This is a genomic window from Corynebacterium sp. HMSC059E07, assembly GCF_001814395.1.
In the GTDB taxonomy this organism is placed as follows: Bacteria; Actinomycetota; Actinomycetes; order Mycobacteriales; family Mycobacteriaceae; genus Corynebacterium; species Corynebacterium hesseae.
Genome location: NZ_KV816333.1, coordinates 38,675 through 64,571 on the forward strand (window position 1 = coordinate 38,675; position 25,897 = coordinate 64,571).

The window sequence follows — 25,897 nt, forward strand, 5'->3', positions numbered from 1 at the left end:
CGTCGCCTTTCGTTTATTCGCCGGCCAGCTCCGCGTACTTGGCGCGGACCTCGCTGGCGGAAGGGTTGGTGGCGTGGGTGCCGTCGGAGTAGAGGACGGTGGGCACGATGCGGTTGCCGTCGTTGACGGACTCGATCCAGGCGTTGATGTCGGCGGTGTCGGGGGAATCCGCTTCGACGTTGACGAGCTCGTATGGGGTTTCGGTGCGGTCCAGGTTTTTGATCAGCTTGGCACAGAACGGGCACCAATCGGCGAAGAAGATGGTGACGTGCTCAGTGGTTTCGGGAGTGGCAACGTTGGTGCTCATTAAGCAGCAGCCTTTCTGTCGTAGGTGAGGAAACGGTATTTCATCGGCAGCTCGCTGGGCGGCTGGCCGGGAATGGTGAGGTGGCCTGATTCGGAGGTCAGCCAGTCACTATCGGCAGATAGGCTGAATTCCTCCGGAACGCTCGGGGCCAGGACGGCATCTGCGCCGTAGGCATCGCCGACTTGTACACCCATGAGGGTGAGCTCGATTGTATCCACGCGGTCGAGGGCGGAGCTGTAGAGCTGGCCGCCGCCGATGATCCAGGCGTCGTCAAGCGTGGCGTCAAGTGCGGCGTCGAGGTTGTCCACCACGGTGGCACCCGCGGACCATTCGCCCGGCTGACGGCTGGACAGCACAATGTTCTCCCGGCCTGGCAACGGGCGGAACTTGGGGTTGAGGGACTCCCACGTCTTGCGGCCCATGATGACAGGCGCGCCCATGGTGACCTCTTTGAAGTGCTTGAGGTCCTCCGGCACGTGCCAGGGCATGACCACGCCGTCACCAATGACCCCGTCGAGGGATTGAGCCCAGATTGCGCCCAGCATTAAACGGACACCTGCGCCTTGATGGTGGGGTGGGGGTCGTAGCCGATGACCTCAAAATCATCGAAGTCATAGTCAAAGAGGCTTTCGGCCTTGTGGAGCTTGAGCTGCGGGTACTCGCGGGGCTCGCGGGAGAGCTGTTCCTTAACCTGCTCGATGTGGTCGTTGTAGATGTGGCAATCCCCACCGGTCCAGATGAGCTCGCCTACCTCTAAACCTGCTTGCTGCGCAAACATGTGAGTCAGCGCCGCGTAGGAGGCCAAGTTGAAGGGGACACCGAGGAACATGTCCGCCGAGCGTTGGTAGACCTGCATGGAGAGTTTGCCGTCGGCGACGTAGAGCTGGAAAAGCAAGTGACAGGGCATGAGCGCCATCTTGTCCAGCTCAGACACATTCCACGCGGAGACCAAGTTGCGGCGCGAATCCGGGTTGTTTTTCAGGGTATCGAGCGCGACCTGAATCTGATCGATGTGCTGGCCATCCGGCGTGGGCCAGGAGCGCCATTGCACGCCGTAGACGGGGCCCAGCTCACCGTCCTCATCGGCCCACTCGTTCCAGATACGGACCTTGTTTTCCTGGAGCCACTTCACGTTGGAGTCACCGCGCAGGAACCACAGCAGCTCACCAATCACGCCGTGGAAGTAGACCTTCTTGGTGGTCAGCAGGGGAAAAGACTCCGCCAGGTTATAGCGAAGCTGGGCACCGAACAGGGAGAGGGTGCCGGTGCCAGTGCGGTCGCCTTTGGGAGCGCCTTCTTCCAGGACGCGGCGCAGGAGGTCCTCGTACGGAGTCTCAATCATGGTCGCCATGATAGCGCTCTTGCGCCCGTGCCACGCGCGTGGGGTTAGTACCCGCCGTTGGCCTCCGCGTAGGCGGCGGCGTGTTCCAGAATCTCCTCTGCCAGCTCCGGGCGGCAGATCAAAAGATCCGGGATGAAGGTGTCCTCATTGTTGAATTTGATCGGGGAGCCATCCAGGCGCGAGCAGTGCAGGCCCGCGGCCAAAGCCACGCCCACCGGGGCGGCCTGGTCCCACTCGTACTGGCCGCCGGCATGGATGTAGCCGTCATAGTCGCCCAAGAGCACGTGGATCGCCTTCGCACCTGCGGAGCCCACGCCGACGGTCTCAAAGCCCATCTTCTCCGCGACGTAATCCGCAACCTTCGGCGGACGGTTGCGGGAAACCACAAACTTCTTCGACAGCGGGCCGGTCACCGCGCGCACGTCGGAGGACTTAAAGGTCACGCCCATGTCCGGCATGCCGACGGCCGCGTGGATGGGGGTGCCGTTTTCCACCAGCGCGATGTGGACGGCCCAGTCCTGGCGGCCGGTAGCGAATTCCTTGGTGCCGTCGAGCGGGTCGATGATCCACACGCGTTCCTTCTTTAGACGGCTCAAGTCATCGGCAGCCTCTTCCGACAGGACGCCGTCCTTGGGACGGTGCTGCTCAAGGACGCGGGAGATCCACTCCTGAGCGGCCTCATCGCCGGCATCACCCAGCGCCAAGCCGCGCAGCAGGCCACCGTTGCGCACGCCTTTGAGGATTTCGCCGCAGCCATCGGCGAGGGAGTTGGTTAGACGGGAATCAGAAATCTCAACGGTCATAGTGACCAGATTAGCGCGCGCGATACAGTAGGGCATGTCTAAAAACGTTCTGGCGAAGTTTCGCCCACAGGTGGCCGGGTGGTTCCAGGACGTTTTCGCCGCCCCCACCCCCGTCCAAGAGCAGGCATGGGAGGCGATTTCCGGTGGTGCGAATGCGCTGGTTGTGGCACCGACCGGCTCTGGTAAGACGCTCGCGGCATTTCTGTGGGCGCTGAATTCTTTGGTGGAGCGCGAAGGCCAGACCGCGCTGCCGCTGAGCAATGAACCCTCCCGCGAGGGAGCTCATGATGGCGTGAGAGTGCTGTATATCTCACCGCTCAAGGCTTTGGGCGTGGACGTTGAGAATAATCTGCGTGCCCCGCTCAACGGCATTGCCCGCACCGCCGAGCGGCTGGGCCTGGAGGTGCCGGATATTACCGTCGGCGTGCGCTCGGGGGATACCTCGCAGGCAGAGCGGGCTCGCCAGGTGCGCAAGCCCCCGGACATCCTCATCACCACGCCGGAGTCGGCCTACCTCATGCTCACATCCAAAGCGGCGGGGATTCTGAAGACCGTGGATACCGTCATCATCGATGAGATCCACGCGCTGGCCGGCACCAAGCGCGGCGTGCACCTGGCGCTGACTTTGGAGCGCCTCGGGCTCATCGCCGGGGAGTTCCAGCGCATCGGGCTCTCCGCCACGGTGCGGCCGCTGAGTGCTGTCGCGAACTTCTTGGGCGGCGACCGTCCCGTGGACATCATCGCCCCGCCCGCGAAGAAGCGCTGGCAGCTCGACGTCCACGTGCCGGTCGAAGACATGTCGGACCTGCCCACCCCGGAGCAAGGCTCGCCCATCGGGGAGGCGACTGTCGACGACCCCCTGGGCATCACCCAAGGCCCCCAAGACGCGTTGCGCGTAAACGCGCAACGCAAGGAAGAGAGCGGGGTAGGAGACTCCGCCCTGCCCACGGCGAAGTCCATCTGGCCCTTCATCGAAGAAGAGCTCTACGCCGAAATTATGGAGCAGCGCTCCACGCTCGTCTTTGTTAATTCCCGTCGCACCGCCGAGCGGCTTACTAGCCGGTTCAACGAGCTTTATGCCCAGGAGCACGATCCGGAATCCTTGAGCCCAGCGACCCGGCGCGACCCAGCCCAGCTGATGAAACAGGTGGACGTTGCCGGGAAGGCACCTGCCGTTATTGCCCGCGCGCACCACGGTTCGGTGTCCAAGGATGAGCGCGCGCTGACGGAGACGATGCTCAAGGAAGGCACGCTCAAAGCCGTTGTGGCCACGAGCTCCCTGGAGCTGGGCATCGACATGGGCGCGGTGGAGCTGGTGGTGCAGGTGGAATCCCCACCCTCGGTGGCTTCTGGTCTGCAGCGCGTGGGCCGCGCCGGGCACTCCGTCGGCGCGGTCTCCCATGGTTCCTTCTATCCCAAGCACCGCGCGGACCTCGTGCAATCAGCACTCACAGTCGCCCGCATGGAGGAGGGCCTCATCGAGGAGATGCACACCCCGCGCAACCCGTTGGATGTCTTGGCACAGCAGACGGTAGCGGCGGTGGTGGCGTCGGCAAGCGCGGGCACGAGCGAGGGACTCGAGGCCGACAGTTGGTACGACACCGTGCGCCGCGCCTGGCCCTATAAGGATTTGGCGCGCGAGGTTTTTGACTCCGTTCTGGACCTGATCAGCGGCGTGTACCCGTCGACGGATTTTGCAGAGCTCAAACCCCGTGTGGTCTATGACCGCGTGACAGGCATCCTCACCCCGCGCCCCGGCGCGCAGCGCGTGGCGGTGACCAACGGCGGCACCATCCCGAACCGCGGCATGTTCGGCGTCTTCCTGGTGGGTACTGGTGAGGCCGGTTCCGCGCCGCGCCGCGTGGGTGAGCTCGATGAGGAAATGGTCTATGAAACCCGGGTGGGAGATATTTTCACCCTCGGCGCGACGAGCTGGCGCGTGGAGGAGATCACGCGCGACCAAGTGCTCGTTAGCCCTGCGCCGGGGCACACCGGGCGTTTGCCTTTCTGGAACGGTGACCAAGCTGGGCGGCCCTATGAGCTGGGCAAGGCGCTGGGCGCATTTCGGCGGGAGGCACACGCGGACCCGTCGGTGGTGCGGTATGCGGATGAGAACGCGCGGCGCAATATCGCCGCCTACCTGCAGGAACAGAACGAGGCCACCGGGCTCATCCCGGATGAGAAGACACTTCTGCTGGAGCGCTTCACGGACGAGCTGGGGGATTGGCGCGTGCTGTTGCACACCCCGTTTGGCCGGCCGGTGAATGCGGCGTGGGCGCTGGCGGTGGGACAGCGTGTGGCGGAGCGTACCGGGATGGATGCACAGGCCGTGGCGGGCGATGACGGCATCGTGCTGCGCTTGCCGCAGGGCGAGGCGGATCCGGATGCCGCGCTCTTTCTTTTCGACGCCGATGAGATCGCGGACACCGTCACCGAGCAGGTGGGCAACTCCGCGCTTTTTGCCTCCCGGTTTAGGGAATGCGCGGCGCGAGCTCTCCTGCTGCCGCGGCGCAACCCGGGCAAGCGCGCGCCCTTGTGGCAGCAGCGCCAGCGCGCGGAGCAGCTTCTCGACGTCGCCCGCAACTACCCCTCTTTCCCCATCATCCTGGAGACTGTGCGCGAGTGCGTGCAGGATGTCTATGACCTGCCGGCGTTGACGGAGGTCATGCGGGAGCTGGCGCACCGCCGCATTCGCATCGCGGAGGTCACCACGGAGCAGCCCTCACCTTTCGCGTCCTCGCTGCTGTTTAACTACACCGGCGCGTTCATGTACGAGGGGGACTCGCCCCTGGCGGAAAAGCGCGCGGCGGCCTTGGCCCTAGACCCCGCGCTGTTGGCGAAGCTTCTGGGCACGGTGGAGCTGCGCGAGCTTCTCTCCGCTGAAGTTATTGCTGAAGTCCACGCCCAGCTGCAGCGCACCACTGTAGAACGCCAGGCGCGGACCACCGAGGAGGTCGCGGACCTGCTGCGCGTGCTGGGCCCCATCCCGGTCGAGGAGTTCGGCGCGCACGCCACGGTGCCATTGAGTGCACTCGATGCGCTCGGTGCGCGGATCATGCGGGTGCGCATCAACGGCCGCGAGCACGTGGCCCAGGCGCTTGATGCGCCGCTGCTTCGCGACGGCCTGGGCATCCCCGTCCCGCCCGGCATCCCCGCCCAGCAGGCCACGATTACCGACGCCCTGGATCAGTTAGTCAGCCGCTGGGCGCGCACGCGCGGGCCCTTTGTGGCGCGCGATGTGCAGGAGGCCTTTGGCCTGTCGGCCGCGGTGACGCATTCCACGCTCAATGGGCTGGACTCCATCCTGGCTGGGCACTACCGGCAGGGCGTGGAGGAGCAGGAGTACTGCGCGGCGGAGGTGCTCAAGGTCATCCGATCGCGCTCGCTGGCGGCCGCGCGGGCGGCCACGCAGCCGGTTTCGCCTGCGGCCTTTGGGCGTTTCCTCCCTGACTGGCAGCAGGTGGCGGCGGTGGGCCGGCGCCCGGTGCTGCGCGGGGTGGACGGCGTCTTTGCGGTCATCGAGCAGCTGGCCGGGGTGCGCCTGCCAGCCTCTGCCTGGGAGAGCCTCATCTTGCCTGCGCGTGTAGGGGACTATTCGCCGACGATGCTCGATGAGCTGACCACCGGCGGCGAGGTCCTTATCGTGGGCGCGGGCAAGGCTGGCTCGAACGACCCCTGGATCATGCTGCTACCGGCGGACTATGCCGCACAGCTCGCCCCGCAGGTTTCTGCAGAGGAGGTGGGCTTGTCCATGCTGCAAACCCAGCTGCTCGAGGCCTTACAGGGCGGCGGCAGCTATCTTATCTCCGATATTCAACCGCAGCTGAGCGGTACGCCCGAGGAGGTTCGCGAGGCCCTCTGGGGACTGGTGGAGGCTGGCCTAGTCAGCCCCGATTCCTTCGCTCCTATCCGGGCCCACCTTGCCGCAGGCGGTCCCGCTGGGCGTGCGGCGCATCGCGCGCGGCGCAGACCATCGCGTTCGCGACTGCGCATGGGGCGCACTTCCTTTGCGCAATCGCTCAATGTGTCTGGTGCGCAGGCCGCACCAGACGTGGTGGGGCGGTGGTCGCTGTCCGTGCCCGCCGCCACGGATGCGACGTCGCGTTCCATCGCGCACGGCGAGGCCTGGCTGGACCGCTACGGCGTGCTCACCCGCGGATCCGTGGTGGCCGAGGACGTCCTGGGAGGTTTCGCTCTGGCTTATAAGGTGCTCTCCGGTTTTGAGGAATCCGGCAAGGCCATGCGCGGCTACGTCATTGAAGGCTTGGGGGCCGCGCAGTTCTCCACGCCCGCGGTCATTGATCGCCTGCGTGGGGTGGATGATTCCCCCGACGTCACGGGCTGGCCCTCCGGCACCCGCGAGCCGCAGGCCTATGTCCTTGCCGCGACCGACCCGGCCAACCCCTATGGCGCGGCGCTGTCGTGGCCCACTACCGACGCCGGCGAATCCGCAGCCCGCCCGACCCGCGCCGCGGGTGCCTTGGTGGTGCTCATGGATGGCTTGCCGGTGGCGCACCTGACCCGCGGGGGAAAGACGCTGACCACGTTCTTCAACGCTCTGCCCGAGGGCATCGAGCGCACCGAGGTACTAGCCGCAGTGCTTGCAGGCCTCAACGAGCTGGTTGCCGCCGGGCGCTTGAACAAGGTGGTTATTGAAAAGGCGAATGGGCGGCCCATCTTCGATTCAAAGCTCGGCGGCGAGCTGCGCGCACTGGGCGCAGCACTAACTCCAAAGGGCGTGCGGATTACGGGGGCTGCCCACACCGCCTCTTCCGGCCGTGCAGGACAGCACGGCCAATCTGGAGAAGCCGCGCGCTCCGCCGAGTCTTACCGTCCCGCACGTCGCGGTGGGCGCCGTGCTGTCGAGGCGATGGAGGAGCTCACCTTCGATGATCCGGAGGATTCCACTGAGTCTGGTGGCCCATCGACTGCACCGGGCAGCCTAGGTGGTTTCCGCCCGCGCCGTCGACGCCGCTGAATGATATTCACCTTCATTTAGCCCACGGGCTTTTCATGGGTCTAACCTCAAAAGCTGATAGCCCAATAGAAAAGGAGTCTTGTTTTCATGCGGCTGAAGCGCCAACTGCCCAACGTGTCCGAGCTCAAGAACCTCATGCGGTTCGAAGCACCCAACCTCGACCGCCGGGCAGCACGCCTGGCAGAGGCCGCTGATGTGTGGGATCTGCGCAAGATTGCCAAGCGCCGCACCCCGAAGGCGGCCTTTGACTACGTCGATGGTGCAGCCCGCGATGAGGTCAGCTACCGCGAATCCCGCGATTTCTTCCGCGACGTTCGCCTCATGCCCAACGTGCTCAATGGCGCGCACGACATCTCCTTAAACACCGAGATCGCCGGCGAGCCGGCAGCATTGCCCTTCGGCATCGCGCCGACCGGCTTTACCCGCTTCATGCATGCCGAAGGCGAGGACGCTGGTTCCCAAGCCGCCCGCGACGCAGGCATCCCGTTCACGCTCTCCACGATGGGTACGCGCTCGGTGGAGGAGGTCGCGGCGTCCCAAGGCAATAGCGGGCGTCGTTGGTTCCAGCTCTACCTGTGGAAGGACCACTCTGCCTGCCAAGAACTCATCGAGCGTGCTGCCGCCAACGGTTATGACACCCTCGTGGTTACCGTGGACACGCCCGTGGCGGGCCAGCGCCTGCGCGATACCCGCAACGGCATGCGCATCCCGCCGCACCTGACCGCCGGCACGGTCTTCGATGCCGCGTGGCGCCCCGAGTGGTGGTTCAACTTCCTCACCACGGACCCGGTCACCTTCGCGTCGTTGACCTCGACCACGGGCACCCTGGGCGAGCTGGTCAACACCATGTTTGATCCAGGCCTCAACTTCGAGGACCTGGCGTGGATTCGCAAGCAGTGGACGGGCAAGCTCTTCGTCAAGGGAATCGTCAACCCAGAAGATGCACGCAAGGTCATCGATCTTGGCGCCGATGGCATCGTGGTCTCCTCCCACGGCGGGCGCCAGCTCGACCGCGTGGTCAATACCCTCCAGGCCCTTGAGGCCGTGCGCGCAGAGGTGGGACCCGACGTGGAAATCATCTACGACTCCGGTGTGATGTCCGGCGTCGACATCGCCATTGCGCTGGCTCTGGGGGCGGACTTCGTCCTTATCGGCCGTGCCTACCTCTACGGGTTGATGGCCGGCGGCAAGGAAGGCGTGGACCGCGTCATTGAGCTGTTGGCGGAAGAGTTCAAGAACACCCTCCAGCTGCTCGGCGTGAAGAGGATCGAAGACCTGTCTCGCCATCACGTGGTCACCCCGTGGGAGCCGGGTGCGCTGGCATTCGGTGCGGGAAAGGATACGCCGGTAGAGTAGGCACCCGTTTGGTGAGGAGGTTCTGCTGTGCCTGAGGGTGATTCCATACTGCAGCTGTCGAACCGGCTGCAGTTCATGGAAGGCCGGCGCGTGACCTCCTCCTCCCTGCGCGTGCCGCGCTATGCCACCGTGCGCTTCGACGGGCTGGTGTGCGAGGAGGTCTGGCCCTATGGCAAGCACCTCTTCATGGATTTCGGCGGCGAGCTCATCCTGCATACCCACCTCAAGATGGAGGGCACGTGGGCCATCCACTATGCCGGGGACCGCTGGCGCAAGCCCGGTCACAGCGCACGCGTGGTGCTGCAGATGGAGAACACCCCGCGTGATTTTGAGTTGGTAGGGCATTGGCTAGGGCTGGTCGAGGTCTTTCCAGCCCGCGAGTTTGAGCAGCGCATGGCGTACCTAGGCCCCGACATCCTCGCGCCAGAATGGGAAGAAGGCGGATTCGAGGAGGCCGTTCGCCGCATCGAGTCGCGCCCCCAACGCAGCATCGGCGCCGCACTCTTGGACCAGCGCAACGTGGCGGGCTTGGGCAACGAATACCGCGCCGAGATCTGCTTCCTGGCCGGCGTTCATCCAGCAACACCTGTAGCGCTTGTCGACGTCCCCCAGATCCTCACCATCTCCCGTCGCCTCATCTGGGCCAACCGCGATTCCCCGGTACGGGTGACCACCGGCGTGAAAAGGGCAGGGGAGACCACCTATGTCTTCGGGCGCAACCGTCAACGCTGCCGGCGCTGCGGAATGCTCATTGAGAAGTCCACGCTGGGTGGAGTGGACGCCGGCGGCGACGAAGGAGAGTTGGAGCGCGTCATCTGGTGGTGCCCACACTGCCAGCCGCGTCGCTAGGCTGGGATGCATGAAGATCATTTTGAACATCATCTGGTTGGCAACTGGTGGCCTTGTCCTCGCACTGGGCTACTTTCTCCTAGGCATCCTGGCCTGCATCCCCGTCGTGACGATTCCTGCCGGTGTGGCCTCGATGCGTATGGCGAATTTCGCGCTGTGGCCTTTCGGGCGCTCCGTCATTCAACCGGTCAAAGGTACCGGTGGCATGTCTCGGTTCTCTAACGTTGTCTGGTTCCTTGTCGCTGGCCTGTGGTTGGCTATTGGCCACGTCACCACTGCAGCGGCGCAGGCCGTGACCATTGTGGGCATCCCGGTGGCTCTGGCCAACCTGAAGATGATCCCGGTGACGTGCTTCCCGTTCGGCCGCAAGATCGTGGACTCTGACCGCATCCCCTTTGGCTGGGAATCGATGATTAAGCTCTAGCGTTTCTGTCTCCGGTTGCGGGGTAGCTCAGGGTGGTTTAGTGTGCTGAGTCATGGGGGATTTAGAAACCTATTTCTCCTACCGCAACTCGGGGATCACACTGGTGAAGCAAGCGGTAGGAGGCGAGAAGCGATTACGCGCACTCGGCGCTTCATCAGCCGACGCCGCCGAAATGGCGCGCTTAAACTACATCTACTTCGGAGCCACCAAGTTCACGGGTAAGCAACGCACGGCCCGCAGCCGAGCCGCCGAACAAGGCCATGACCTGGCCACGCTGAGCCTCATCGAGGCCTACACGAAGAAGCTGAAGAACCAGCTGCATGCCTGGAACCTACGGGTCAAGCTGGCCGGCACACCGGCGCCGAACATCCCAGCCGTGGCGGCAAAACGCTTAAAGGAGCTCAAGCCTAAACGTATTCCTACGCCTGGGGTGCGCATGACCTACCGTGCTGATGGGCCGCACTCGCTGACCATTACTGATGACCCTCTGACCGTCACTGAGATGCGCGGCGTGCTGGAATCCATCAACCAGAGCAATCTGCTGGAAGCAGCCAACCACGTCTTCTTCAATAAATCCCACGGCGGAACCAAACCGGCGGTGCTCACCAGCGTGGTCGTCACCTTGGACAAGCTCGACAAGATTGTGAACGGCGACGGCGATGACATCGTGCTCGAACTAACCAATGGCGGCCGGATGACCGGCGCGGAGTTTCTGAACTACAAGTTCGCCGAGATCGGCTACGTAACCCTCATCCACCCCACGATCGGGCCGGTGTGGCTGCACCGGATGAAGCGTTTAGCCGGGTTTGAGCAGCGCATGATGGCCAGCGCCGAGCATCCCACCTGTGCCAGGAAGGGCTGTAATAAGCCTGCTGATTATGCCCAGGTGCATCACCTAGTGCCGTGGAAAGCAGGAGGTACCACCGATCCACCGAATCTGACAATGTTGTGTGCCTATCACAACGGCGTCAATGATGACGACCCAGAGAAACCAACAGGTGCTGGCTACGTGTTTAGGATTCGCGGCGGTGTGGACTACATCCCGCCCTGGGGAGAACCAATCACCGCTCAAGTGGCATATCAAGCCGCGCAACGCGGACTCGGACCGCCCGGCGGGTAAACCGACACGAAATACAAAGGACACGCGGACGCCCACAGGGCATCCGCGGCCTTGGCGATCCCGCACGTCGATTGCCCGCTAAAAACGGGTGAACCCCCGACCGTTCGGCCGGGGGGGGACGTCGCCAAGCAGTGCTTAGCGGTGGTTGCGGTACCAACCGATCAGAGCATCGGTGGAGCCGTCGCCGGATGCGGCCTCCTCCTTACCGGAGACTGCCGGTGCCAGGTCATTGGCCTGCTGCTTGCCCAGCTCCACACCCCACTGGTCGAAGGAGTTGATGTCCCAGATGATGCCCTGGGTGAAGACGATGTGCTCGTATAGTGCGATGAGTGCGCCGAGGGCCTGCGGGGTGAGCTCCTCCGCCAGGATCGTGGTGGATGGGCGGTTGCCCGGCATTACCTTGTGCGGGACCACAGCCGGGTCCACTCCCTCGGCGGCAATCTCTTCCGCCGTCTTACCAAAAGCCAGCACCTTGGTCTGTGCGAAGAAGTTACCCATGAGCAGGTCATGCATCGAACCGGTGCCGTCCGCGGTGGGGAAGTCCTCCTTCGGGCGAGCAAAGCCGATGAAGTCCGCCGGGATGAGGCGGGTGCCTTGGTGCATGAGCTGGAAGAAGGCGTGCTGGCCATTGGTGCCCGGCTCGCCCCAGTAAATCTCACCGGTGCCGGTGGTGACAGCGGTGCCGTCGCGGCGCACGGACTTGCCGTTGGACTCCATAGTCAGCTGCTGCAGGTAGGCCGGGAAGCGTCCGAGGTCCTCGGAGTAAGGCAGCACCGCGTGGGTCTGCGCGCCAAAGAAGTTGGAGTACCAAACGCCGAGCAGGCCCATGAGCACCGGCACGTTCTGCTCCAGAGGCGCAGTGCGGAAGTGCTCGTCCATGGCGTGGAAGCCCTCGAGGAAACGCATGAAGTCCAGTGGGCCGATGGTGCACATGAGCGACAGGCCAATAGCGGAATCAACGGAGTAGCGGCCGCCCACCCAGTTCCAGAAGCCAAACATGTTCTGGGGGTCGATGCCGAACTCCGCGACCTTCTCCGCGTTGGTGGAAACGGCAACGAAGTGCTTGGCGACGGCCGACTCATCACCATCAAACTGCTCAATCAGCCAGCGGCGTGCGGCGTGAGCGTTGGCCAGGGTTTCCTGGGTGGTGAAGGTCTTGGAGGCCACGATGAAGAGGGTGGAGCCGGCGTCGAGACCGTCGAGAGTAGCGGCGAGATCCGCCGGGTCGACGTTAGAAACGAACTCCGCGCTGATACCCGCTACCTCGTAGGAACGCAGCGCCTTGGCAGCCATCGCGGGGCCCAAGTCGGAACCGCCGATGCCGATGTTGACGACCTTCTTGATGGTGTGGCCCGTATGCCCCAGCCACGCACCGGAGCGCAGCGCAGTGGCGAAGTCACGCATGCGGCCCAGAACCTCGTGGACGTCGGCGGCGATGTCTTGGCCGTCGACGCTCAAGTCCTTCTCCACAGGCAGGCGCAGCGCGGTGTGCAGCACAGCACGGTCCTCGGTGTTGTTGAGGTGCTCGCCGGTGAACATGGCGTCGCGGCGGCCCTCGACGTCCGCGGCGCGGGCAAGATCCACCAAAGCGGTGACGACTTTCTCATCGATGAGGTTCTTCGACAGGTCCACGTGCAGGCCCGCAGCATCGAAAGAAAAGTCTGCGGCGCGGGAAGCGGAGTTGGCAAAAAGCTCACGCAGGTTGAGGTCCTTCTTGCTCTCAAAAAGCGAGGTGAGCGCGGCCCACTGCGGCTGAGCGGTGATGTCCATTGCAAAAGCCTTTCTGGCAGGTAGCAGACATGAAACTTACTGTGTCCACCGTAGTCCAGAAATCTCTTCGGTGCCGAGACAGAAGGCTGCGCTGGGTTGAGCTAGGCGTAAAGCTTGAGGCCGAATTGCTTCATTGTGTTTGCGATCTCCATGGCGCCCGTCTCGGAGCCGGAGTAATCGTGATAGTCGCCAAAGGACACGACCCCTGCTGCATATAGTTTGCCGTCGATGGAGGCGTAGACAGGACCACCGCTATCACCGGTATCGCTGTAGCTGCCGAAGATGAAAAGCCCTTGATCACCGAATCGGTCGATGAAAGGGTCGCAGGCAATGCCTGCTGTGGAACCGGCAAAGCACAACGTGGGCTTCTTTCGCGTGATTTCTTCCAGGCTCATCCATCCGGCTAAAGGCGCATTGAGCGCCGGTGAGGTAGATACTTCGGCGTCGGGGTTGGACACTTCGATCAGCGCAATGTCGGCCGAGCTGATGCTATCTGTGTTGGTGTTGCTGGCCTTCATTACCATCTGGCCTATCTCTACCTCGCTGCCGGAGCGATCTTCATAGTAGAAGCTGTCGCCCTTGTCCCCGCAGTGTCCGGCGGTAAGGATAAAGAGGCGCTGCCCATCGCCGGCGAAATGACCGGTAGAGCACCGGCCATCATTCGTGCGGTTATAGATAGCCGCACCCAGCGTCAATACTCCCACGTCCATGTAGTAGTCGGCTTTTAGTGCGTTGTACAAGTTATTGCGGGGCTCAAGCAACTCTGCATGGGGGATTTCAGTGGAGTTATCCCAGATCGCATCGCCGTCGAGGACCTCCTCGAAGCCTTGCGTTGTTCCGGATGCTCCGGAACCTTGTCTGCGTTCGGAGTCGCTGACGGAGGGATGGTCGAGTGGAGTAGCGGAATTTGAGGTCTCAGGTGAAGAAAAGCTGCCGCAGGCGGTCAAAACTAAGGCAGTGACAGCTGCGGTGAGAACAACAGCGGGGCGAGAGGACACATGCATGCTGAGAGCTTAAAACACCGCTAGTTCAGGTGCGCGTGCGTTGGGGATTAGTCCGAGTTGGTGCTAGATTAGCCGAGCTTGCCGCGCCCCAACCGCAGCAGGGCAGAGGCAATCGCGGGGCCCTCCTCGCCAAGCTCGTCGCGGAACTCATTGAGGATGGCAATTTCGCGGGTGTGTACCAAACGGGTACCGCCCGAGCTCATGCGCGTCTTACCAATCGTGCGGGAAATATCGGTGCGGCGCTTAATAGCGTCGAGGATCACGCGGTCGAGGCGGTTGATCTCCTCGCGGTAGCGCTGAATCTCAGCATCGCTGAGCGGGTCATCCGTGCCCGAGGGCATGCGAATGTCGAGGCCGTTGTCCACGACGTTGGGGTCTTGGTGCTCGGGGTTTAAGCCCGAATCTGCGGTGTCAGGATGTGAAGCGCTCATGAGTGAAGATTGTGCCACCACGCTAAGACAAACGGGAATCGCGTGCCGTGACGTCGGTATTCGTCGATAAGAAGCGGCGTGGACGGCAATGTCCGGTGGTGCTAGTAGGTTGGAGAGCATTATGAACAACACTTCTCCGTTTAGGCCTCGTTCTTCGTCTGATCCTTCCGCCGACACCTCCGCCGGTGGCCTGTTTCCCGCGCCCGGGCACAACGCGGATGCCCCTTCCAGCCAAGGAAATGATCCTCTGCTGGAAGGTTTAAACCCGCAACAGGAAGAGGCCGTGACGCATTCAGGTTCGCCGTTGCTCATCGTGGCCGGCGCGGGCTCGGGTAAGACCGCGGTGCTGACCCGACGCATTGCGTACCTTATGCGCGAGCGCGGGGTCGCTCCGTGGCAGATCCTTGCCATCACCTTTACTAACAAGGCAGCCGCGGAGATGAAGGAGCGCGTGGGCCAGCTTGTCGGCCCCGTCGCAGAGCGAATGTGGGTGTCTACCTTCCACTCCATCTGTGTGCGTATCTTGCGCAATAACGCCCAGCTGGTGCCGGGGTTGAACACCAATTTCACCATCTATGACGGTGATGATGCGCGCCGGCTGCTCACCATGATTGCAAAAGATATGCAGCTGGACCTGAAGAAGTACTCGGCGCGTGTTTTGGCTAACCAGATCTCGAACCGCAAGAATGAGCTCATTTCCCCGGAGCAGGCCCGGGCGGAGGCGGAGCGGACGAAGAATCCTTTCGAACTTACTGTGGCGAGCGTGTACGAGGAGTATCAGCGCCGCCTGCGTGCCGCGAACGCGGTGGACTTCGATGACCTCATCGGGGAAGTGGTGCGCATCTTTAACCAGCACCCGCAGGTGGTGGAGTTTTATCGCCGCCGCTTTAAGCATGTGCTTATCGACGAATACCAGGACACCAACCACGCGCAGTACGCGCTCGTTTCGGCCTTGGTGGGCAGGGGCGAGCTGCCGCCGGATGCCCCGGAACTTTGTGTGGTGGGTGATTCTGATCAGTCGATCTATGCCTTCCGCGGAGCCACCATCAGGAATATCCAGGAGTTCGAGCGGGACTACCCGCAAGCGCACACGATTCTGCTTGAACAAAACTACCGTTCGACCCAGACCATCCTGAACGCGGCGAATGCGGTGATTGCGAAGAATGAGGGCCGCCGCGAGAAGAATCTGTGGACCGCCCACGGCGAAGGCGACAAGATCGTCGGGTATGTGGCGGATAACGAGCACGACGAGGCGCGGTATATCGCCTCAGAAATTGATTCCCTGGCGGATAAAGGCACGGCGTATTCCGATATTGCGGTGATGTACCGCACCAATAACGCCTCCCGCGCGTTGGAAGATATCTTCGTGCGCTCGGGTATCCCGTACAAGGTGGTTGGCGGCACGCGCTTCTACGAGCGCCGCGAGATCCGGGACATGGTGGCTTACCTGCGCATTATGGATAATCCGGATGACACGGTGAGCTTGCGCCGCATCATCAACGTGCCAAAACGCGCCATCGGTGACAAGGCGCAGGCGCAAATCGCTCTACATGCGGAGAACCTTGGCGTTAGTTTTGGGGCGGCTCTCCGTGATGCGGCCGAAGGAAAGGTCGCAGGCCTTGGCACGCGGGCGGTCAATGCCGTCACCAAATTCAACGAGATGATGGACGGCGTGCGCGCACAGATTCCGGGCATGGTCAATGAGGTGACGGGCCAGCCGGATTTGGGGGAGCTGCTCAACGCGCTTCTGGACGCCACCGGCTACCGCGCGGAGCTGGAAAACTCCAATGACCCGCAGGATGGGGCACGCCTAGACAACCTCAACGAGTTGGTATCGGTGGCCCGCGAGTTCAGCTCTGAAGCCGCCAATGAAATGGCCTTTATGGGCGCGGACGCAGAGGAAGCCCCGGAGCTTTCGGAAGGCGAAGCCGCGCCGGGCTCGCTTCAAGCGTTCCTCGAAAAGGTTTCGCTCGTGGCTGATGCGGACCAGATTCCAGATCATGAGTCCGGGGTAGTAACGTTGATGACCCTGCACACCGCGAAGGGCCTTGAGTTTCCCGTCGTTTTCCTCACCGGTTGGGAGGATGGCCAATTCCCGCACATGCGCTCCCTGGGAGACCCGAAGGAGCTCAGCGAGGAGCGCCGCCTTGCCTACGTGGGCATTACGCGCGCTAGGGAACAGCTCTACCTCACGCGTGCGATTCTCCGCTCGTCCTGGGGCAACCCGGTGACGAACCCGGCCAGCCGCTTCCTCGCCGAGGTCCCTGAGGACCTCATCGACTGGCGCCGTGAAGAACCGGACAGCTCGCTGTCCAGTGCGTGGGGCGGAGATGATTCCTACCAATACGGGCGAACCTTCGGCTCAGATAGCGGGTTCTTCCGTTCCCGTGGCGGCGGCTATGGCTCGCGGAGCGCTGCGTCTTCCCCTTCGCAGCGCTCGCGCAAATCAGTTTCGGCGACATCAATGCCGAAGAATAACCATCTCAATTTAGTTGTGGGGGACCGTGTCAACCACGCAAAATACGGGCTAGGCACGGTCATCGAAGCCTCCGGTACCGGCGCGCGGGCGACGGTCACCGTGGACTTCGGCTCAGCAGGCAAGGTCCGCCTCATGCTCATCGGTGGTGTGCCGATGGAAAAGCTCTAAAGCTTTAGATGTGGATGCCGCGCTCGCTGAACCACTCCACCGGGTCAACGGCTGCGCCGCCGCCCGGGTGAACCTCGAAGTGCAGGTGCGGGCCGGTGGAGTGGCCCTCGTTGCCGATGACGGAGATTTGGTCGCCGGCCTCGACGCGGTCGCCGACGTCGACCAGCAGCTGGTCGCTGGGCATGTGGCCGTAGACGGTGATGGTGCCGTCGTCGTGCTGGATGCGGATCCAGTTGCCGAAGCCCTGGGCTGCGCCGGAGGAGATGACCTCTCCATCCATGACGGCGTAGATGGGCGTACCGATTGGGTTCGCCACGTCGATGCCATTGTGGAAGGAACCCCAACGCGGTCCGAAGCCGGAGGTGAAGGTTCCGGAGGTCGGAAAGACCACGGTGTTACCGTTTGCGTCCTGGCTGCGGGTAGGGGTGAGGCCGGAGTGATCGCCTTGCGGCGCGAAGGCTTCAGCGAGTCCGGGAATGCTGGAGGGGTCGAGGACGATATCGAGGCCGTCCTGCGTGGAGTTGATCTCTGGAGTGGATGCCCCGTTGAGGGCCCCGGCCGTCGAAACGAGCAGCCCGGAGAATGCTTTGAAGAGGTCGGCCTTGGAGTCTTCCTTGACTTCGACGTCGTCGGCAGTCGGGCCCTGGCTGGACCCGTCGGAGACATCCACGCTTGCTGCCGGTTCGGCAGCGAACGCTGGGGCCGTCACGGTGGCGGTGGTGACCGCCATGGCGGCGAGTGCGCTGAGCGTGCGCTTCATTACTTCACGTCCTTAAGTCCTGCGGTGGCTCGCTTCCGCCGTCGTAGCCGGCGGAAAGCCTGTGAGCGATAGGATGCGGCCATATCAGCCGCGTTGTGCCTCGAAGTCTGCGACACGCCGGTGCGGTTTCGGCCGTGTGCTGAGCTTCCGTGGCAACGAGATACAAACTATCCCGTGCTATCACCCTGCGCAATGCGCAAAAATGCAGGTAAATACAGGAATTGTTCGAAAAACTATCGAACAGCCCAGCGTGTTACGTGTGTGAAAGAAGTGAAAATTGTTACAGGGGTAAAGTGAAGGTTTAAAGAATGGGGGTAGGGGTTGGGGGTGTGAAAAGAGTTGTTCCCCGGCCGAAGGCTCGGTCGGGGAACGGTGGGCCACGAAGGCTAGGTCAACGAACGCGACTCGCTGCGATCCCGTGCGGTGAGCGGGGCTGTCTTATCGCTGCGATTGACCGCGGCCGCTATAGCGGCGGCTATGAGCGGCACAACAAGCACGGCGAGGAACTGCCACCAATCCGGGGTGAAGTAGTCCTGCGGGCGCAGGCCATGTGGGGGTTCAGAGAAGGTGAAGGCGGACCTATCAGTGAAGAGGAACGTGCCAAGGTGTCCCGCGATCACTCCGAAGAGCATGCTTGCGGTGGCCACTATCCAGGTTTGCCACGCGGCTACCTTGGACATCAGCGAGGGGTGCGCGCCAATCGACTGCAGCACGGTGCTTTCATGGCGCATGGTGTTAGCCGCATTGGCGATGATGAGCGCGAGCACGATGAGGCAGATGATTCCCATTCCTAGGCCGAGGTAGTAGCGGAAGCTCTCGGGGGAGGAGACACCGAACTCCAGTGAGTATCGCGACTGCGAAGCGCTCGCTGTTAGGTCTCGCAGCTCCTCTCGCTCTGTTTCGCTCGGCGCCTCATCCAACGCCAGGGCCTGGCCTACGTAGAAGGGCTTCATGCTCAGCTTCTGAGCGGCCTGCTGGCTAATCAGGACCACGTCACGATCCACGGTAGGCAAGGCCTCAACAACTGGCAGATCGGCGTTGTGGGCTCCGCTTGGCTCTTGACTGTCGACGCGGTTATACGTCTTTACGGTTACCGTGCCGTGTGTCTTGTCCCCGACGTGGCTGCTGTGGGGGAGCACGATGCCGCCGGCCTCCAATGTTTGTGCCGCCGCACGTCGATCCTCTTCCGAGTCGAACTGCCACAGCTCGAGCTGCGAGGAATCAGCTTGGATCATCCTGCTTTGATAGATCAACGGGCTATAAGGGAAGGTCGTCATCAATTCGTGCGCGCACTCTTGACGGGCCTCTTCGGACTCATCGGTGCGCCGCCCTTGGTTGTCCACGAAGACTGCCCTCTCAACTGGTTTGCTGAGATCGACCTGTTCGCACTGGTAGTCAAATTCGGTGCTGAGCTCATAGAATTCACCATCGTCAGGAAGGCTAAAAGACGTGGTCCACGAGGGGAAAGCATAGAAGGAGTGTGTGCGAGCACCGGTAGCCTGCTGGATGGCCTCTACCGCTGCGCGTTCTTCCGGCGTGGACACCTGCGTTGGTTGGTCAAACGTTGTCTCCTCAATCAGCGCTGTGGTCTCCGGCATCACAAGCGCTTCTTCGGCTACGCTCTTTGCGCTATCGGTCATGACGCCCACACCAAACAGGGAGGCTGTGAAGGAGACCGATACGAGAGCAATGGATGTCGGCAAGGCATGCATGCTGCGCCGGGTCAGGCCACGCCCGGCAAGGCGCAACGCGAGCGGGCCTCGGCGAGACAACAGGGAGCACAGGAAGACCAAGGCCGGGGCAGACGCGGCAACCGCGATGACTCCGAAGAGAGCCAGCACCGTGGGGATGTACTCTCCCCAGGGGGTGAAGCTGAATAACACGAGGAGAAGCAGGAATGCAGGGCCGATGGCCATCCACTTCCTAAAGCGCAGCAGGCGGTCGGGAGCGGCTCCCTGGATTGCAGCGGAGAGGGCACCACGTTGTGCCAACCATGCGGGAACGATGGAGACAATGACACAGCCTGCCACCGCCACGAGCCACGCGAGAGCAATCGCTAGGAAGGGCAGGCGTGCAGCAAAGTCCGGATAGCGGGCTGTCCACCACACCCACGAGACCGTGAGGCCAACGATCACACCGATGGTGGCGCCGATTAGTCCCATCAGCAGGCCATAGGCCATCACTGCGAACATGATGTGGCGTGGTAATGCACCCTGGCTCGACATCAGCGCGTACAGGCGCGTATTGCGTCCGGTAGCCGGCGTGAAGACGGGCGCGAGAAGGAAAAGGATGAGCAATCCGGCGATGGCGTAGAGGCCGAAGAAGAAAAGCACGAAAAGAATGCTGCTCAGGATTCCACCAAAGGAATCCGACTCAGAATCGGGTCGGTCCGTATCTCGCAGCTCCGGTGCCCAGATTTCCAGCCCAGCTTCATGGGCGCGGTCGGCGTCCTCTTTGGTCAGCGGCGTGTCACCCACGATGACCCAGGAGGTGCGTATCTGAAAGGACGGGTCGCTGAGAGCGTCATTGAGGGTGGGGGAGGTGACAAAGTCATAGTTTTCGGGAGCAATGGCCGCGACTGTGGCTTGGCGATCGCCGCTGAGGGCGTTGGTGCGCACGGTGATGACGTCTCCGACGGAGGCGTCGATCTTGCGTGCGGTCGAACGCGACAGAACTGCCTGGTTGGGGCCAAGGTTGAACTTATCGACGGCCTCCTGTGCCGGTTCCGGCGGATTCTCTGTGTCGAACTGATCTACCCAGGAGTTGGTTGACTTCCCATTATGGATAAGTGACGTGCTAGAAAAAGTGGTGACCGGGCTGACGCTGAGGCCTTTTGGCAGCACCTGGGCGGCCAGGCGGGGAACGTCTTCGTTGGCAATGTCCTGACGCTCGTTGCTCACCTGAAGGGACCGATCGGGCGAGCTCAAGGCTGCGGAGAGTCGTCCGGAGGAATTATCAAAGAGCGCAATTCCGATGACTAGGGCCACCGGCAAGGCAATGAGCATCACGGCGGCCAGAGTGCGCCATGGATGAAGCTTGAGATCACGCCTCGTCGGGCGGGTAGCGGCATTAATGCCGGACATATTAGCGCACCTCCTCGCCGGTCAGGCGCCCGTCGCGAACCATAACGACGCGGTCGGCCCAGCCCGCGAAACGCGGCTCGTGGGTGACCAGAATGCCGGAAGCGCCGGCGTCGATACGCGCGCGTAGAACCTTCATGATCTCCTCGCCCGTCGAGGTATCCAAGGCACCGGTGGGCTCATCCGCGAGCAGAACTTTGCGCGGTCCAATGAGCGCGCGGGCAATCGCCACGCGCTGGGCCTGACCACCGGAGATTTCCTCGGGGAAGCGGTCAATGGTGCCGTCGAGGCCGACCTCGCTCAGCGCTTCCTCTGCTGCCTCACGGCACTGCGCAGGCGATAGGCCATCGAGTTCAAGGGGAAGGGAAACGTTTTCACCAACGGTCAGGGAAGAAACCAGGTTGAAGTGCTGAAACACGAGGCCCAAGTGGCGGCGTCGGGCAATTGCGGCCTTGGCTTTGGAGAGCTGGGAGGCATCGGCGCCGTCGAGAAGCACGCGTCCCGATGTCGGCGGTTGCAACAGTCCTGCGACGTTGAGCAGGGTGGATTTGCCGGAGCCGGAGGGGCCCATGACGGCTACCAACTCGCCCGGTTGCAGCTGCAGGTTGACGGAATCCAGCGCGGTGACCTGACGAGCGCCGCTGCCGAAGACACAGGTGATGTTTTCGAGTTCGAGCGGGAAAGGAATGTGCTGGGTGGTGGGCACGGAGTCGGGGGTCATCGCGGTTCCTCCTCGGCGGCGGTGGGGGTGGTCGGGTTGGTCAGAGATTCCACGCGGTCGAGCCAACGTGAGAGAGATTCCAAGTCGAAGATTTGGCGCTCCACGGCCAAGCGCTGGGCGCTGCGCTCCGCAGGCAATTCCGAGGCTCGGCGGTTGAGTTCGCGGAGCTGGCGAACGGTGGCGAAACGCTGGGCGTCAAGGACGGCGATAACGTCGACGTCGGAGCGCCGAGCGGCAAGGGACACTTTGAGCACGAGCTCATCGCGTTCGATGGCGTCACTGTGCAAGGTGGACTTCCACCATTGCGAGAGCTCTGCGCGCCCGTCAGGGGTGATGGCGTAGCTGGTGGCGCGGCGCCCGGTGGGGCCGGTGAGCTCGCCGTCGGTGGCGATGAGCCCATCGCGCTCTAAGCGGCTTAGGGTTTGGGCTACTTGGCCCATGTTGAGCGGCCAGAGGTTGTCGAAGGTCTCCGCAAAGCGGGTCTTGATGTGGCTGGCTGTGGAAGGTTGATCACTGAGCAGCGCAAGAACGGAGTGTTTGACGGACATGGTCACCTCCTGCGCGGAGGACAAGGGGAGGATTAGTTAGGTGCATACCCGGTAAGTTACCGGGTAACTATCGGCTTGGCAAGAGGTTCCGGAACGGAGAGTGGTGTTTACCCCCGCCCGGTGTCCTGCGAGGTGGCGCGCGACCCTACGCGCCTGACCATCGGTGAGTGGGGTGAAATACGCAAAAGACGGCATAGAGCAGATTCGCTCTATGCCGCCTACGTGGTGTTGGAAGGTTTGGTCGCGTGAGTTTTAAGCGACGTCGATGCCGCGCTCTGCGAGCCACGGAACCGGGTCCACGGCACCTTCACCGGTGGGGTGAATTTCGAAGTGCAGGTGGGAGCCGGTGGAGAAGCCGAGAGAACCCATGCCGGCGATCTTCTGGCCAGCGTGGACGCGCTCGCCAACAGCGACGTCAAGGGTCTGCATGTGGCCGTAAACGCTCATGGAGCCGTCATCGTGCTTGATGCGGATCCACTGGCCGTAGCCGGAAGCCGGGCCGGAATCGATGACGGTTCCATCCATAACGGAAAGGATCGGGGTGCCCACGGCATTAGCGATGTCGATGCCGGAGTGGAAGGAGCCCCAGCGGGGGCCGAAGCCCGAGGTAAAGGTACCTTCTGCCGGGCGGGCTACGGAAGGCGCGCGGTTTGCCTCATCGGCGGCGGCGCGGGCATCAGCGGCCTGAATGGCCTTGTCCAGCTGCGTGGACAGGTCAGCGACCGGCTTGGTTTCTGCGATGGAGAGGATCTGCGGTGCTGCGTCCTCAACGGCGGCCTGTGCGTCCTTGAGCGGATCGGTGTCTGCCTGCAAGGTGTAATCGATGGACTGCGCCTTGGTCTCGCCGGTGCCGGCGGATTGAATGGTGCCTGCTGCCGCACCGCCAACGCCTGCGGTAGACACGGCACCAGCCGCGATGGTCATAACCGCCAGACGCCCCTTCGCGGTCTGCGAGGTGGTGATTTTGCGGTGGCGACCTGCGCTTCGCTGAGTCTTGCTTCGCATGAACTCTTCTTCCGTCTTAATTCACTATCGTCCAACCAAAAGAATCGTTACGTCTAAATCTGGTTGGTTATCCGATTGTGACCTTCCTGTTACCAACGAGATGTAACAGTAGCGTCTCGACGGGTGCAGAGCAACCCAGATTGCAGTTTTTCTTCTGGATATACCGAAAGATTTCAACGTCATGATACGGCAGCAATTTACTGTGAATAAAGTAAACCTATGGTCAGCGTGGCGGGGTGGTCGGTGAAAGGGGCAGGGAAAGAACTCTCGCAGTGCTGTCGTTTCGGGGTGTGTCGGATCAATTGGATCGGATATCGACGTGCCACCCCCGGTGGGGGAGGCGCGCGTGGCAAAGTGGACGCCGATGAATAAGAACACGAGTCCCCAGTCCAGGACGTCAGCTCGCCCCCGCGCGCATGTGCGTGGTCGCGGTGATAGCGCCGAGCACTCTGAGCGAGGCTACCGGCGAGATCGCCGGGCTCCTGCAGAGCGCATCAAGGGAATTGAATCGGATAAGGCTCGCGCTCGTCGCGCGCAGGCCCCGACGACGCTGCGCGGGCGTATTCGCCGCATGCTTATCGTCGTCGGTGTCCCGCACCTCGTCGTGGTTCTGGGCATCTTCGTGGTCGCTATCGCCGCGCTCCTTCTTACCAGCTCTCCCTTTGCGTGGCTGAACACCATCGTGGGGGAGGCGTGGATGGTGTTTAATCTGGCTCCAATCCGGGCTGGCGGGATTGATATCGGTGTCCTACCTGTTCTTCCGGCCGCGTTCTTGGCCTGGTTAGTAGGCCGCCGCGTTCGAGCGGCGGTTAAGGACAAGGTGAGTATTAATGACTTGCTTGTCCTGAGCTGTTGTGTGCTGGCGGTGCCGGTGGTTCTGACCATTATCGCGTGGCTGATGCTCTGGGATGCCGGAAAGGTTTATGACGTCTCTCCTCCGGAGTTGTATCGCATTGTGCCCCGCATGCTCCTTCTGCATGCTGCTGCTCTCATCGGAGGCATGGGCCCGCGCTTGTGGAAGGCCTTAGCTAAGCGCAGCGGGGTTCCCCGCGTATTTGTCGACGCCGCTCAAATCGGCCTGAGCTACCTTGGCTACCTTGGCGCCGCAGGGCTGGTTCTCGTTGTGATTATGTGGGGGTGTGGCTGGTCGCGCCAGGCTGAGATGCTCGCTAGCTATCCGGTTCTGACAGCGATGGGGACCGTGGGGCTTTTCCTGCTAAGTATTCTGTATCTCCCGAATGCCGCTGTTGCTGCGGGGGCGGTGCTGAGCGGTTCGGAGCTGCACATTGGGGAAGGCACCAGCGTGAGTCTGTTCAGCGGCCACGTAGTTCCACTCCCGCCGCTGCCGTTGGCCGCAGCTGTTCCTCCTTCAATCAGCTCGTGGTTCGCGGTTTTCTTGGTTGTTCCAGTACTCGCTGCGGTGGCGGCGTTTTATCGTCGCCGAGCGCTGGTGTCTTTCCAAGTAGCGCTTGTTGCAACCATCACTGTTGCCGTGTCCTCTCTCGTGGCTTACTACGCCGTGTCCGGTGCGCTAGGCGTGTACGGCTACACCGGGCCCGAACTCTGGACTGCGGTGGGATTGAGCTCCCTGTGGTGCCTCGTCGTGGGGTGTGCCTTTGCGACGTCTCAGGCTGTGTCCGCATGGCGTGCTCGCCGCGCTACCGCCCCGGCTGCTGAGGCAGAAGCCCCCGCGGCCGCCGAGGAGGCAACGACAGACTCCACCGACACTGCTCAGCCGGAGCAGGATTCTGCAGTGCTTGGCGACGCCACCGCTGCCGAAGCGGAAGAAGCAGAGACTGACGCGGAGGAATCCAACCCCGACGAAGAAAGCGAAGCCGAGGCCGACGCTGAGGACGAGATAGAGGACGAGCAAGAGGGCCAGACTAAGGAGCAAGCTGAGGCGCCAGCTGAGGAACAGGTCGAAAGCCAGACTGAAACCGACGTAATTGACGCAGAAGTCGTGGACGTAGAAAGTGCCGAAACCGAGGTTGAAACCGATGAGACCGCTGAAGCCACGGGGAAGCTCGACACAGACGCAGAGGAACACCAAGAAGCTGAAGGCCCCACAAAAGAGTAAAAATTCCGCGGTTCACGGCGGTAGCGGCTAGGCTGTAGCGCGTGACTACACCGCATCAACCCGCTGCTATTGCCCACCTCAACGTTGTTGTTCTGGTTTCCGGAACTGGCTCGCTATTGCAGGCCATCGTCGATGGCCAGGATGAGCATTACAACGTCGTGAAAGTCATCGCGGACGTGCCTTGCCAGGGCATTGAGCGCGCGAGGGCGGCGGGAATTGCTACCGAAGTCGTAGAGATGGGCGCTGACCGCGCCGAATGGAACCAACGTCTGGTTGCCGCAGTGGATGCTGCGCAGCCAGACGTTGTTGTTTCTGCAGGCTTTATGAAGATCTTGGGCAAAGATTTCCTGGATCGCTTTGAAGGTCGCACCATTAATACCCATCCAGCGCTCTTGCCTGCTTTCAAAGGCGCGCATGGCGTACGCGATGCGCTGGCTTATGGTGCCAAGGTCACAGGCTCGACCGTCCATTTCGTTGATGCCGGCGTCGATACCGGCTCCATCATTGCCCAGGAACCCGTCCGGATTCTGGCAGAGGATGATGAGGCCAGCTTGCACGAGCGCATCAAAGTGGTCGAAAGAGAACTTATCGTTAGCGTTCTCCGCGCGGCGCGCGTGGAGGGCGAAGCACTCAGCATTCAGCTCTAATTAATTCATTACCGCAAGGAAGGCTTAA

Annotated in this window: 20 protein-coding genes; 8 read left to right on the forward strand and 12 right to left on the reverse strand. The window is 62.4% G+C overall.

The features are described 5' to 3' along the window. Positions 1 to 13 precede the first annotated feature (13 nt). From HMPREF2967_RS10385 to HMPREF2967_RS10400, 4 genes are read right to left on the reverse strand one after another with little or no spacing between them, the layout of a single operon-like run. On the reverse strand, positions 14 to 307 hold the full coding sequence (locus HMPREF2967_RS10385; RefSeq protein ID WP_010187687.1) for a mycoredoxin: 294 nt from the start codon (positions 305 to 307) through the stop codon (positions 14 to 16). After that, positions 307 to 852 carry a dihydrofolate reductase gene (locus HMPREF2967_RS10390; RefSeq protein ID WP_070520619.1) on the reverse strand — a complete coding sequence of 182 codons (546 nt, stop codon included), beginning with the start codon at positions 850 to 852 and terminating at the stop codon, positions 307 to 309. Before HMPREF2967_RS10390 ends, HMPREF2967_RS10385 begins: the two co-directional genes overlap by 1 nt. Continuing rightward, positions 852 to 1,658 carry a thymidylate synthase gene (locus HMPREF2967_RS10395; RefSeq protein WP_070597462.1) on the reverse strand — a complete coding sequence of 269 codons (807 nt, stop codon included), beginning with the start codon at positions 1,656 to 1,658 and terminating at the stop codon, positions 852 to 854. The genes HMPREF2967_RS10390 and HMPREF2967_RS10395 overlap by 1 nt, the downstream gene beginning before the upstream one ends. Positions 1,659 to 1,693: 35 nt before the next feature. Next, positions 1,694 to 2,452, reverse strand: a complete 759-nt coding sequence (locus HMPREF2967_RS10400; protein WP_198530301.1) for a 3'(2'),5'-bisphosphate nucleotidase CysQ — start codon at positions 2,450 to 2,452, stop codon at positions 1,694 to 1,696. A gap of 34 nt (positions 2,453 to 2,486) precedes the next feature. On the opposite strand from HMPREF2967_RS10400, the gene HMPREF2967_RS10405 reads away from it, so the two are divergent. The 5 genes from HMPREF2967_RS10405 to HMPREF2967_RS10425 all read left to right on the forward strand — a co-directional run bounded on the left by HMPREF2967_RS10405 (position 2,487) and on the right by HMPREF2967_RS10425 (position 11,179). Continuing rightward, on the forward strand, positions 2,487 to 7,430 hold the full coding sequence (locus tag HMPREF2967_RS10405; RefSeq protein WP_070597463.1) for an Lhr family ATP-dependent helicase: 4,944 nt from the start codon (positions 2,487 to 2,489) through the stop codon (positions 7,428 to 7,430). Between the two features lie 87 nt (positions 7,431 to 7,517). Next, positions 7,518 to 8,786, forward strand: a complete 1,269-nt coding sequence (locus HMPREF2967_RS10410) for an alpha-hydroxy acid oxidase (protein ID WP_070597464.1) — start codon at positions 7,518 to 7,520, stop codon at positions 8,784 to 8,786. Positions 8,787 to 8,813: 27 nt separating this feature from the next. After that, positions 8,814 to 9,635, forward strand: a complete 822-nt coding sequence (locus HMPREF2967_RS10415; protein ID WP_070686353.1) for a DNA-formamidopyrimidine glycosylase family protein — start codon at positions 8,814 to 8,816, stop codon at positions 9,633 to 9,635. 10 nt (positions 9,636 to 9,645) lie between these two features. Further along, positions 9,646 to 10,059, forward strand: a complete 414-nt coding sequence (locus HMPREF2967_RS10420; protein ID WP_070686355.1) for a YccF domain-containing protein — start codon at positions 9,646 to 9,648, stop codon at positions 10,057 to 10,059. Positions 10,060 to 10,111: 52 nt separating this feature from the next. Next, a complete protein-coding gene (locus HMPREF2967_RS10425) occupies positions 10,112 to 11,179 on the forward strand; it encodes an HNH endonuclease signature motif containing protein (RefSeq protein WP_070686357.1) in 1,068 nt (355 codons plus the stop codon). A gap of 135 nt (positions 11,180 to 11,314) precedes the next feature. Here the strand turns inward: HMPREF2967_RS10425 and pgi are convergent, their stop codons facing one another. From pgi to HMPREF2967_RS10440, 3 genes are all read right to left on the reverse strand, one after another. Further along, positions 11,315 to 12,949 (reverse strand): glucose-6-phosphate isomerase, encoded by a 1,635-nt coding sequence (pgi, locus tag HMPREF2967_RS10430; protein WP_070686359.1) that lies wholly within the window; start codon positions 12,947 to 12,949, stop codon positions 11,315 to 11,317. Between the two features lie 101 nt (positions 12,950 to 13,050). Then, a complete protein-coding gene (locus HMPREF2967_RS10435; RefSeq protein ID WP_070686361.1) occupies positions 13,051 to 13,953 on the reverse strand; it encodes a chymotrypsin family serine protease in 903 nt (300 codons plus the stop codon). Positions 13,954 to 14,021: 68 nt separating this feature from the next. Further along, the gene (locus tag HMPREF2967_RS10440; protein WP_070686363.1) at positions 14,022 to 14,384 is read right to left on the reverse strand and encodes a chorismate mutase; all 363 of its coding nucleotides are present in this window, start codon (positions 14,382 to 14,384) and stop codon (positions 14,022 to 14,024) included. 121 nt (positions 14,385 to 14,505) lie between these two features. On the opposite strand from HMPREF2967_RS10440, the gene pcrA reads away from it, so the two are divergent. Then, positions 14,506 to 17,031: a DNA helicase PcrA gene (gene pcrA, locus HMPREF2967_RS10445; protein ID WP_070686365.1), complete on the forward strand. Its 2,526-nt coding sequence runs from the start codon at positions 14,506 to 14,508 to the stop codon at positions 17,029 to 17,031. Positions 17,032 to 17,035: 4 nt separating this feature from the next. Here pcrA and HMPREF2967_RS10450 read toward each other — a convergent pair whose 3' ends face one another. The 5 genes from HMPREF2967_RS10450 to HMPREF2967_RS10470 form a co-directional block, all read right to left on the reverse strand. Beyond that, on the reverse strand, positions 17,036 to 17,791 hold the full coding sequence (locus tag HMPREF2967_RS10450) for a M23 family metallopeptidase (RefSeq protein ID WP_070520656.1): 756 nt from the start codon (positions 17,789 to 17,791) through the stop codon (positions 17,036 to 17,038). Positions 17,792 to 18,177: 386 nt separating this feature from the next. Continuing rightward, the gene (locus tag HMPREF2967_RS10455; RefSeq protein ID WP_070686367.1) at positions 18,178 to 20,874 is read right to left on the reverse strand and encodes an FtsX-like permease family protein; all 2,697 of its coding nucleotides are present in this window, start codon (positions 20,872 to 20,874) and stop codon (positions 18,178 to 18,180) included. A 1-nt stretch (position 20,875) separates the two neighbouring features. After that, the gene (locus tag HMPREF2967_RS10460; RefSeq protein ID WP_070531636.1) at positions 20,876 to 21,592 is read right to left on the reverse strand and encodes an ABC transporter ATP-binding protein; all 717 of its coding nucleotides are present in this window, start codon (positions 21,590 to 21,592) and stop codon (positions 20,876 to 20,878) included. Beyond that, positions 21,589 to 22,140, reverse strand: a complete 552-nt coding sequence (locus tag HMPREF2967_RS10465; protein ID WP_070520673.1) for a PadR family transcriptional regulator — start codon at positions 22,138 to 22,140, stop codon at positions 21,589 to 21,591. Before HMPREF2967_RS10465 ends, HMPREF2967_RS10460 begins: the two co-directional genes overlap by 4 nt. Positions 22,141 to 22,392: 252 nt before the next feature. After that, a complete protein-coding gene (locus HMPREF2967_RS10470; protein ID WP_070520676.1) occupies positions 22,393 to 23,145 on the reverse strand; it encodes a M23 family metallopeptidase in 753 nt (250 codons plus the stop codon). Positions 23,146 to 23,509: 364 nt separating this feature from the next. Between HMPREF2967_RS10470 and HMPREF2967_RS10475 the strand changes: the two genes are divergently transcribed. Both HMPREF2967_RS10475 and purN read left to right on the forward strand, forming a co-directional pair. Continuing rightward, positions 23,510 to 25,222, forward strand: a complete 1,713-nt coding sequence (locus tag HMPREF2967_RS10475) for a cell division protein PerM (protein ID WP_232770822.1) — start codon at positions 23,510 to 23,512, stop codon at positions 25,220 to 25,222. A gap of 41 nt (positions 25,223 to 25,263) precedes the next feature. After that, a complete protein-coding gene (gene purN / locus HMPREF2967_RS10480; protein ID WP_070686369.1) occupies positions 25,264 to 25,869 on the forward strand; it encodes a phosphoribosylglycinamide formyltransferase in 606 nt (201 codons plus the stop codon). Positions 25,870 to 25,897 lie beyond the last annotated feature (28 nt).

Bases quoted from the DNA above. Each gene is read 5' to 3' on its own strand.
- HMPREF2967_RS10470 (WP_070520676.1), bottom strand. From the start codon at position 23,145: ATGCGAAGCAAGACTCAGCGAAGCGCAGGTCGCCACCGCAAAATCACC.
- HMPREF2967_RS10465 (WP_070520673.1), bottom strand. From the start codon at position 22,140: ATGTCCGTCAAACACTCCGTTCTTGCGCTGCTCAGTGATCAACCTTCC.
- HMPREF2967_RS10425 (WP_070686357.1), top strand. From the start codon at position 10,112: ATGGGGGATTTAGAAACCTATTTCTCCTACCGCAACTCGGGGATCACA.
- HMPREF2967_RS10435 (WP_070686361.1), bottom strand. From the start codon at position 13,953: ATGCATGTGTCCTCTCGCCCCGCTGTTGTTCTCACCGCAGCTGTCACT.
- HMPREF2967_RS10460 (WP_070531636.1), bottom strand. From the start codon at position 21,592: ATGACCCCCGACTCCGTGCCCACCACCCAGCACATTCCTTTCCCGCTC.
- HMPREF2967_RS10420 (WP_070686355.1), top strand. From the start codon at position 9,646: ATGAAGATCATTTTGAACATCATCTGGTTGGCAACTGGTGGCCTTGTC.
- HMPREF2967_RS10475 (WP_232770822.1), top strand. From the start codon at position 23,510: ATGAATAAGAACACGAGTCCCCAGTCCAGGACGTCAGCTCGCCCCCGC.
- HMPREF2967_RS10390 (WP_070520619.1), bottom strand. From the start codon at position 852: ATGCTGGGCGCAATCTGGGCTCAATCCCTCGACGGGGTCATTGGTGAC.
- HMPREF2967_RS10400 (WP_198530301.1), bottom strand. From the start codon at position 2,452: ATGACCGTTGAGATTTCTGATTCCCGTCTAACCAACTCCCTCGCCGAT.
- HMPREF2967_RS10395 (WP_070597462.1), bottom strand. From the start codon at position 1,658: ATGGCGACCATGATTGAGACTCCGTACGAGGACCTCCTGCGCCGCGTC.
- HMPREF2967_RS10455 (WP_070686367.1), bottom strand. From the start codon at position 20,874: ATGTCCGGCATTAATGCCGCTACCCGCCCGACGAGGCGTGATCTCAAG.
- HMPREF2967_RS10440 (WP_070686363.1), bottom strand. From the start codon at position 14,384: ATGAGCGCTTCACATCCTGACACCGCAGATTCGGGCTTAAACCCCGAG.
- HMPREF2967_RS10405 (WP_070597463.1), top strand. From the start codon at position 2,487: ATGTCTAAAAACGTTCTGGCGAAGTTTCGCCCACAGGTGGCCGGGTGG.
- HMPREF2967_RS10450 (WP_070520656.1), bottom strand. From the start codon at position 17,791: ATGAAGCGCACGCTCAGCGCACTCGCCGCCATGGCGGTCACCACCGCC.
- pgi (WP_070686359.1), bottom strand. From the start codon at position 12,949: ATGGACATCACCGCTCAGCCGCAGTGGGCCGCGCTCACCTCGCTTTTT.
- HMPREF2967_RS10385 (WP_010187687.1), bottom strand. From the start codon at position 307: ATGAGCACCAACGTTGCCACTCCCGAAACCACTGAGCACGTCACCATC.
- pcrA (WP_070686365.1), top strand. From the start codon at position 14,506: ATGAACAACACTTCTCCGTTTAGGCCTCGTTCTTCGTCTGATCCTTCC.
- HMPREF2967_RS10410 (WP_070597464.1), top strand. From the start codon at position 7,518: ATGCGGCTGAAGCGCCAACTGCCCAACGTGTCCGAGCTCAAGAACCTC.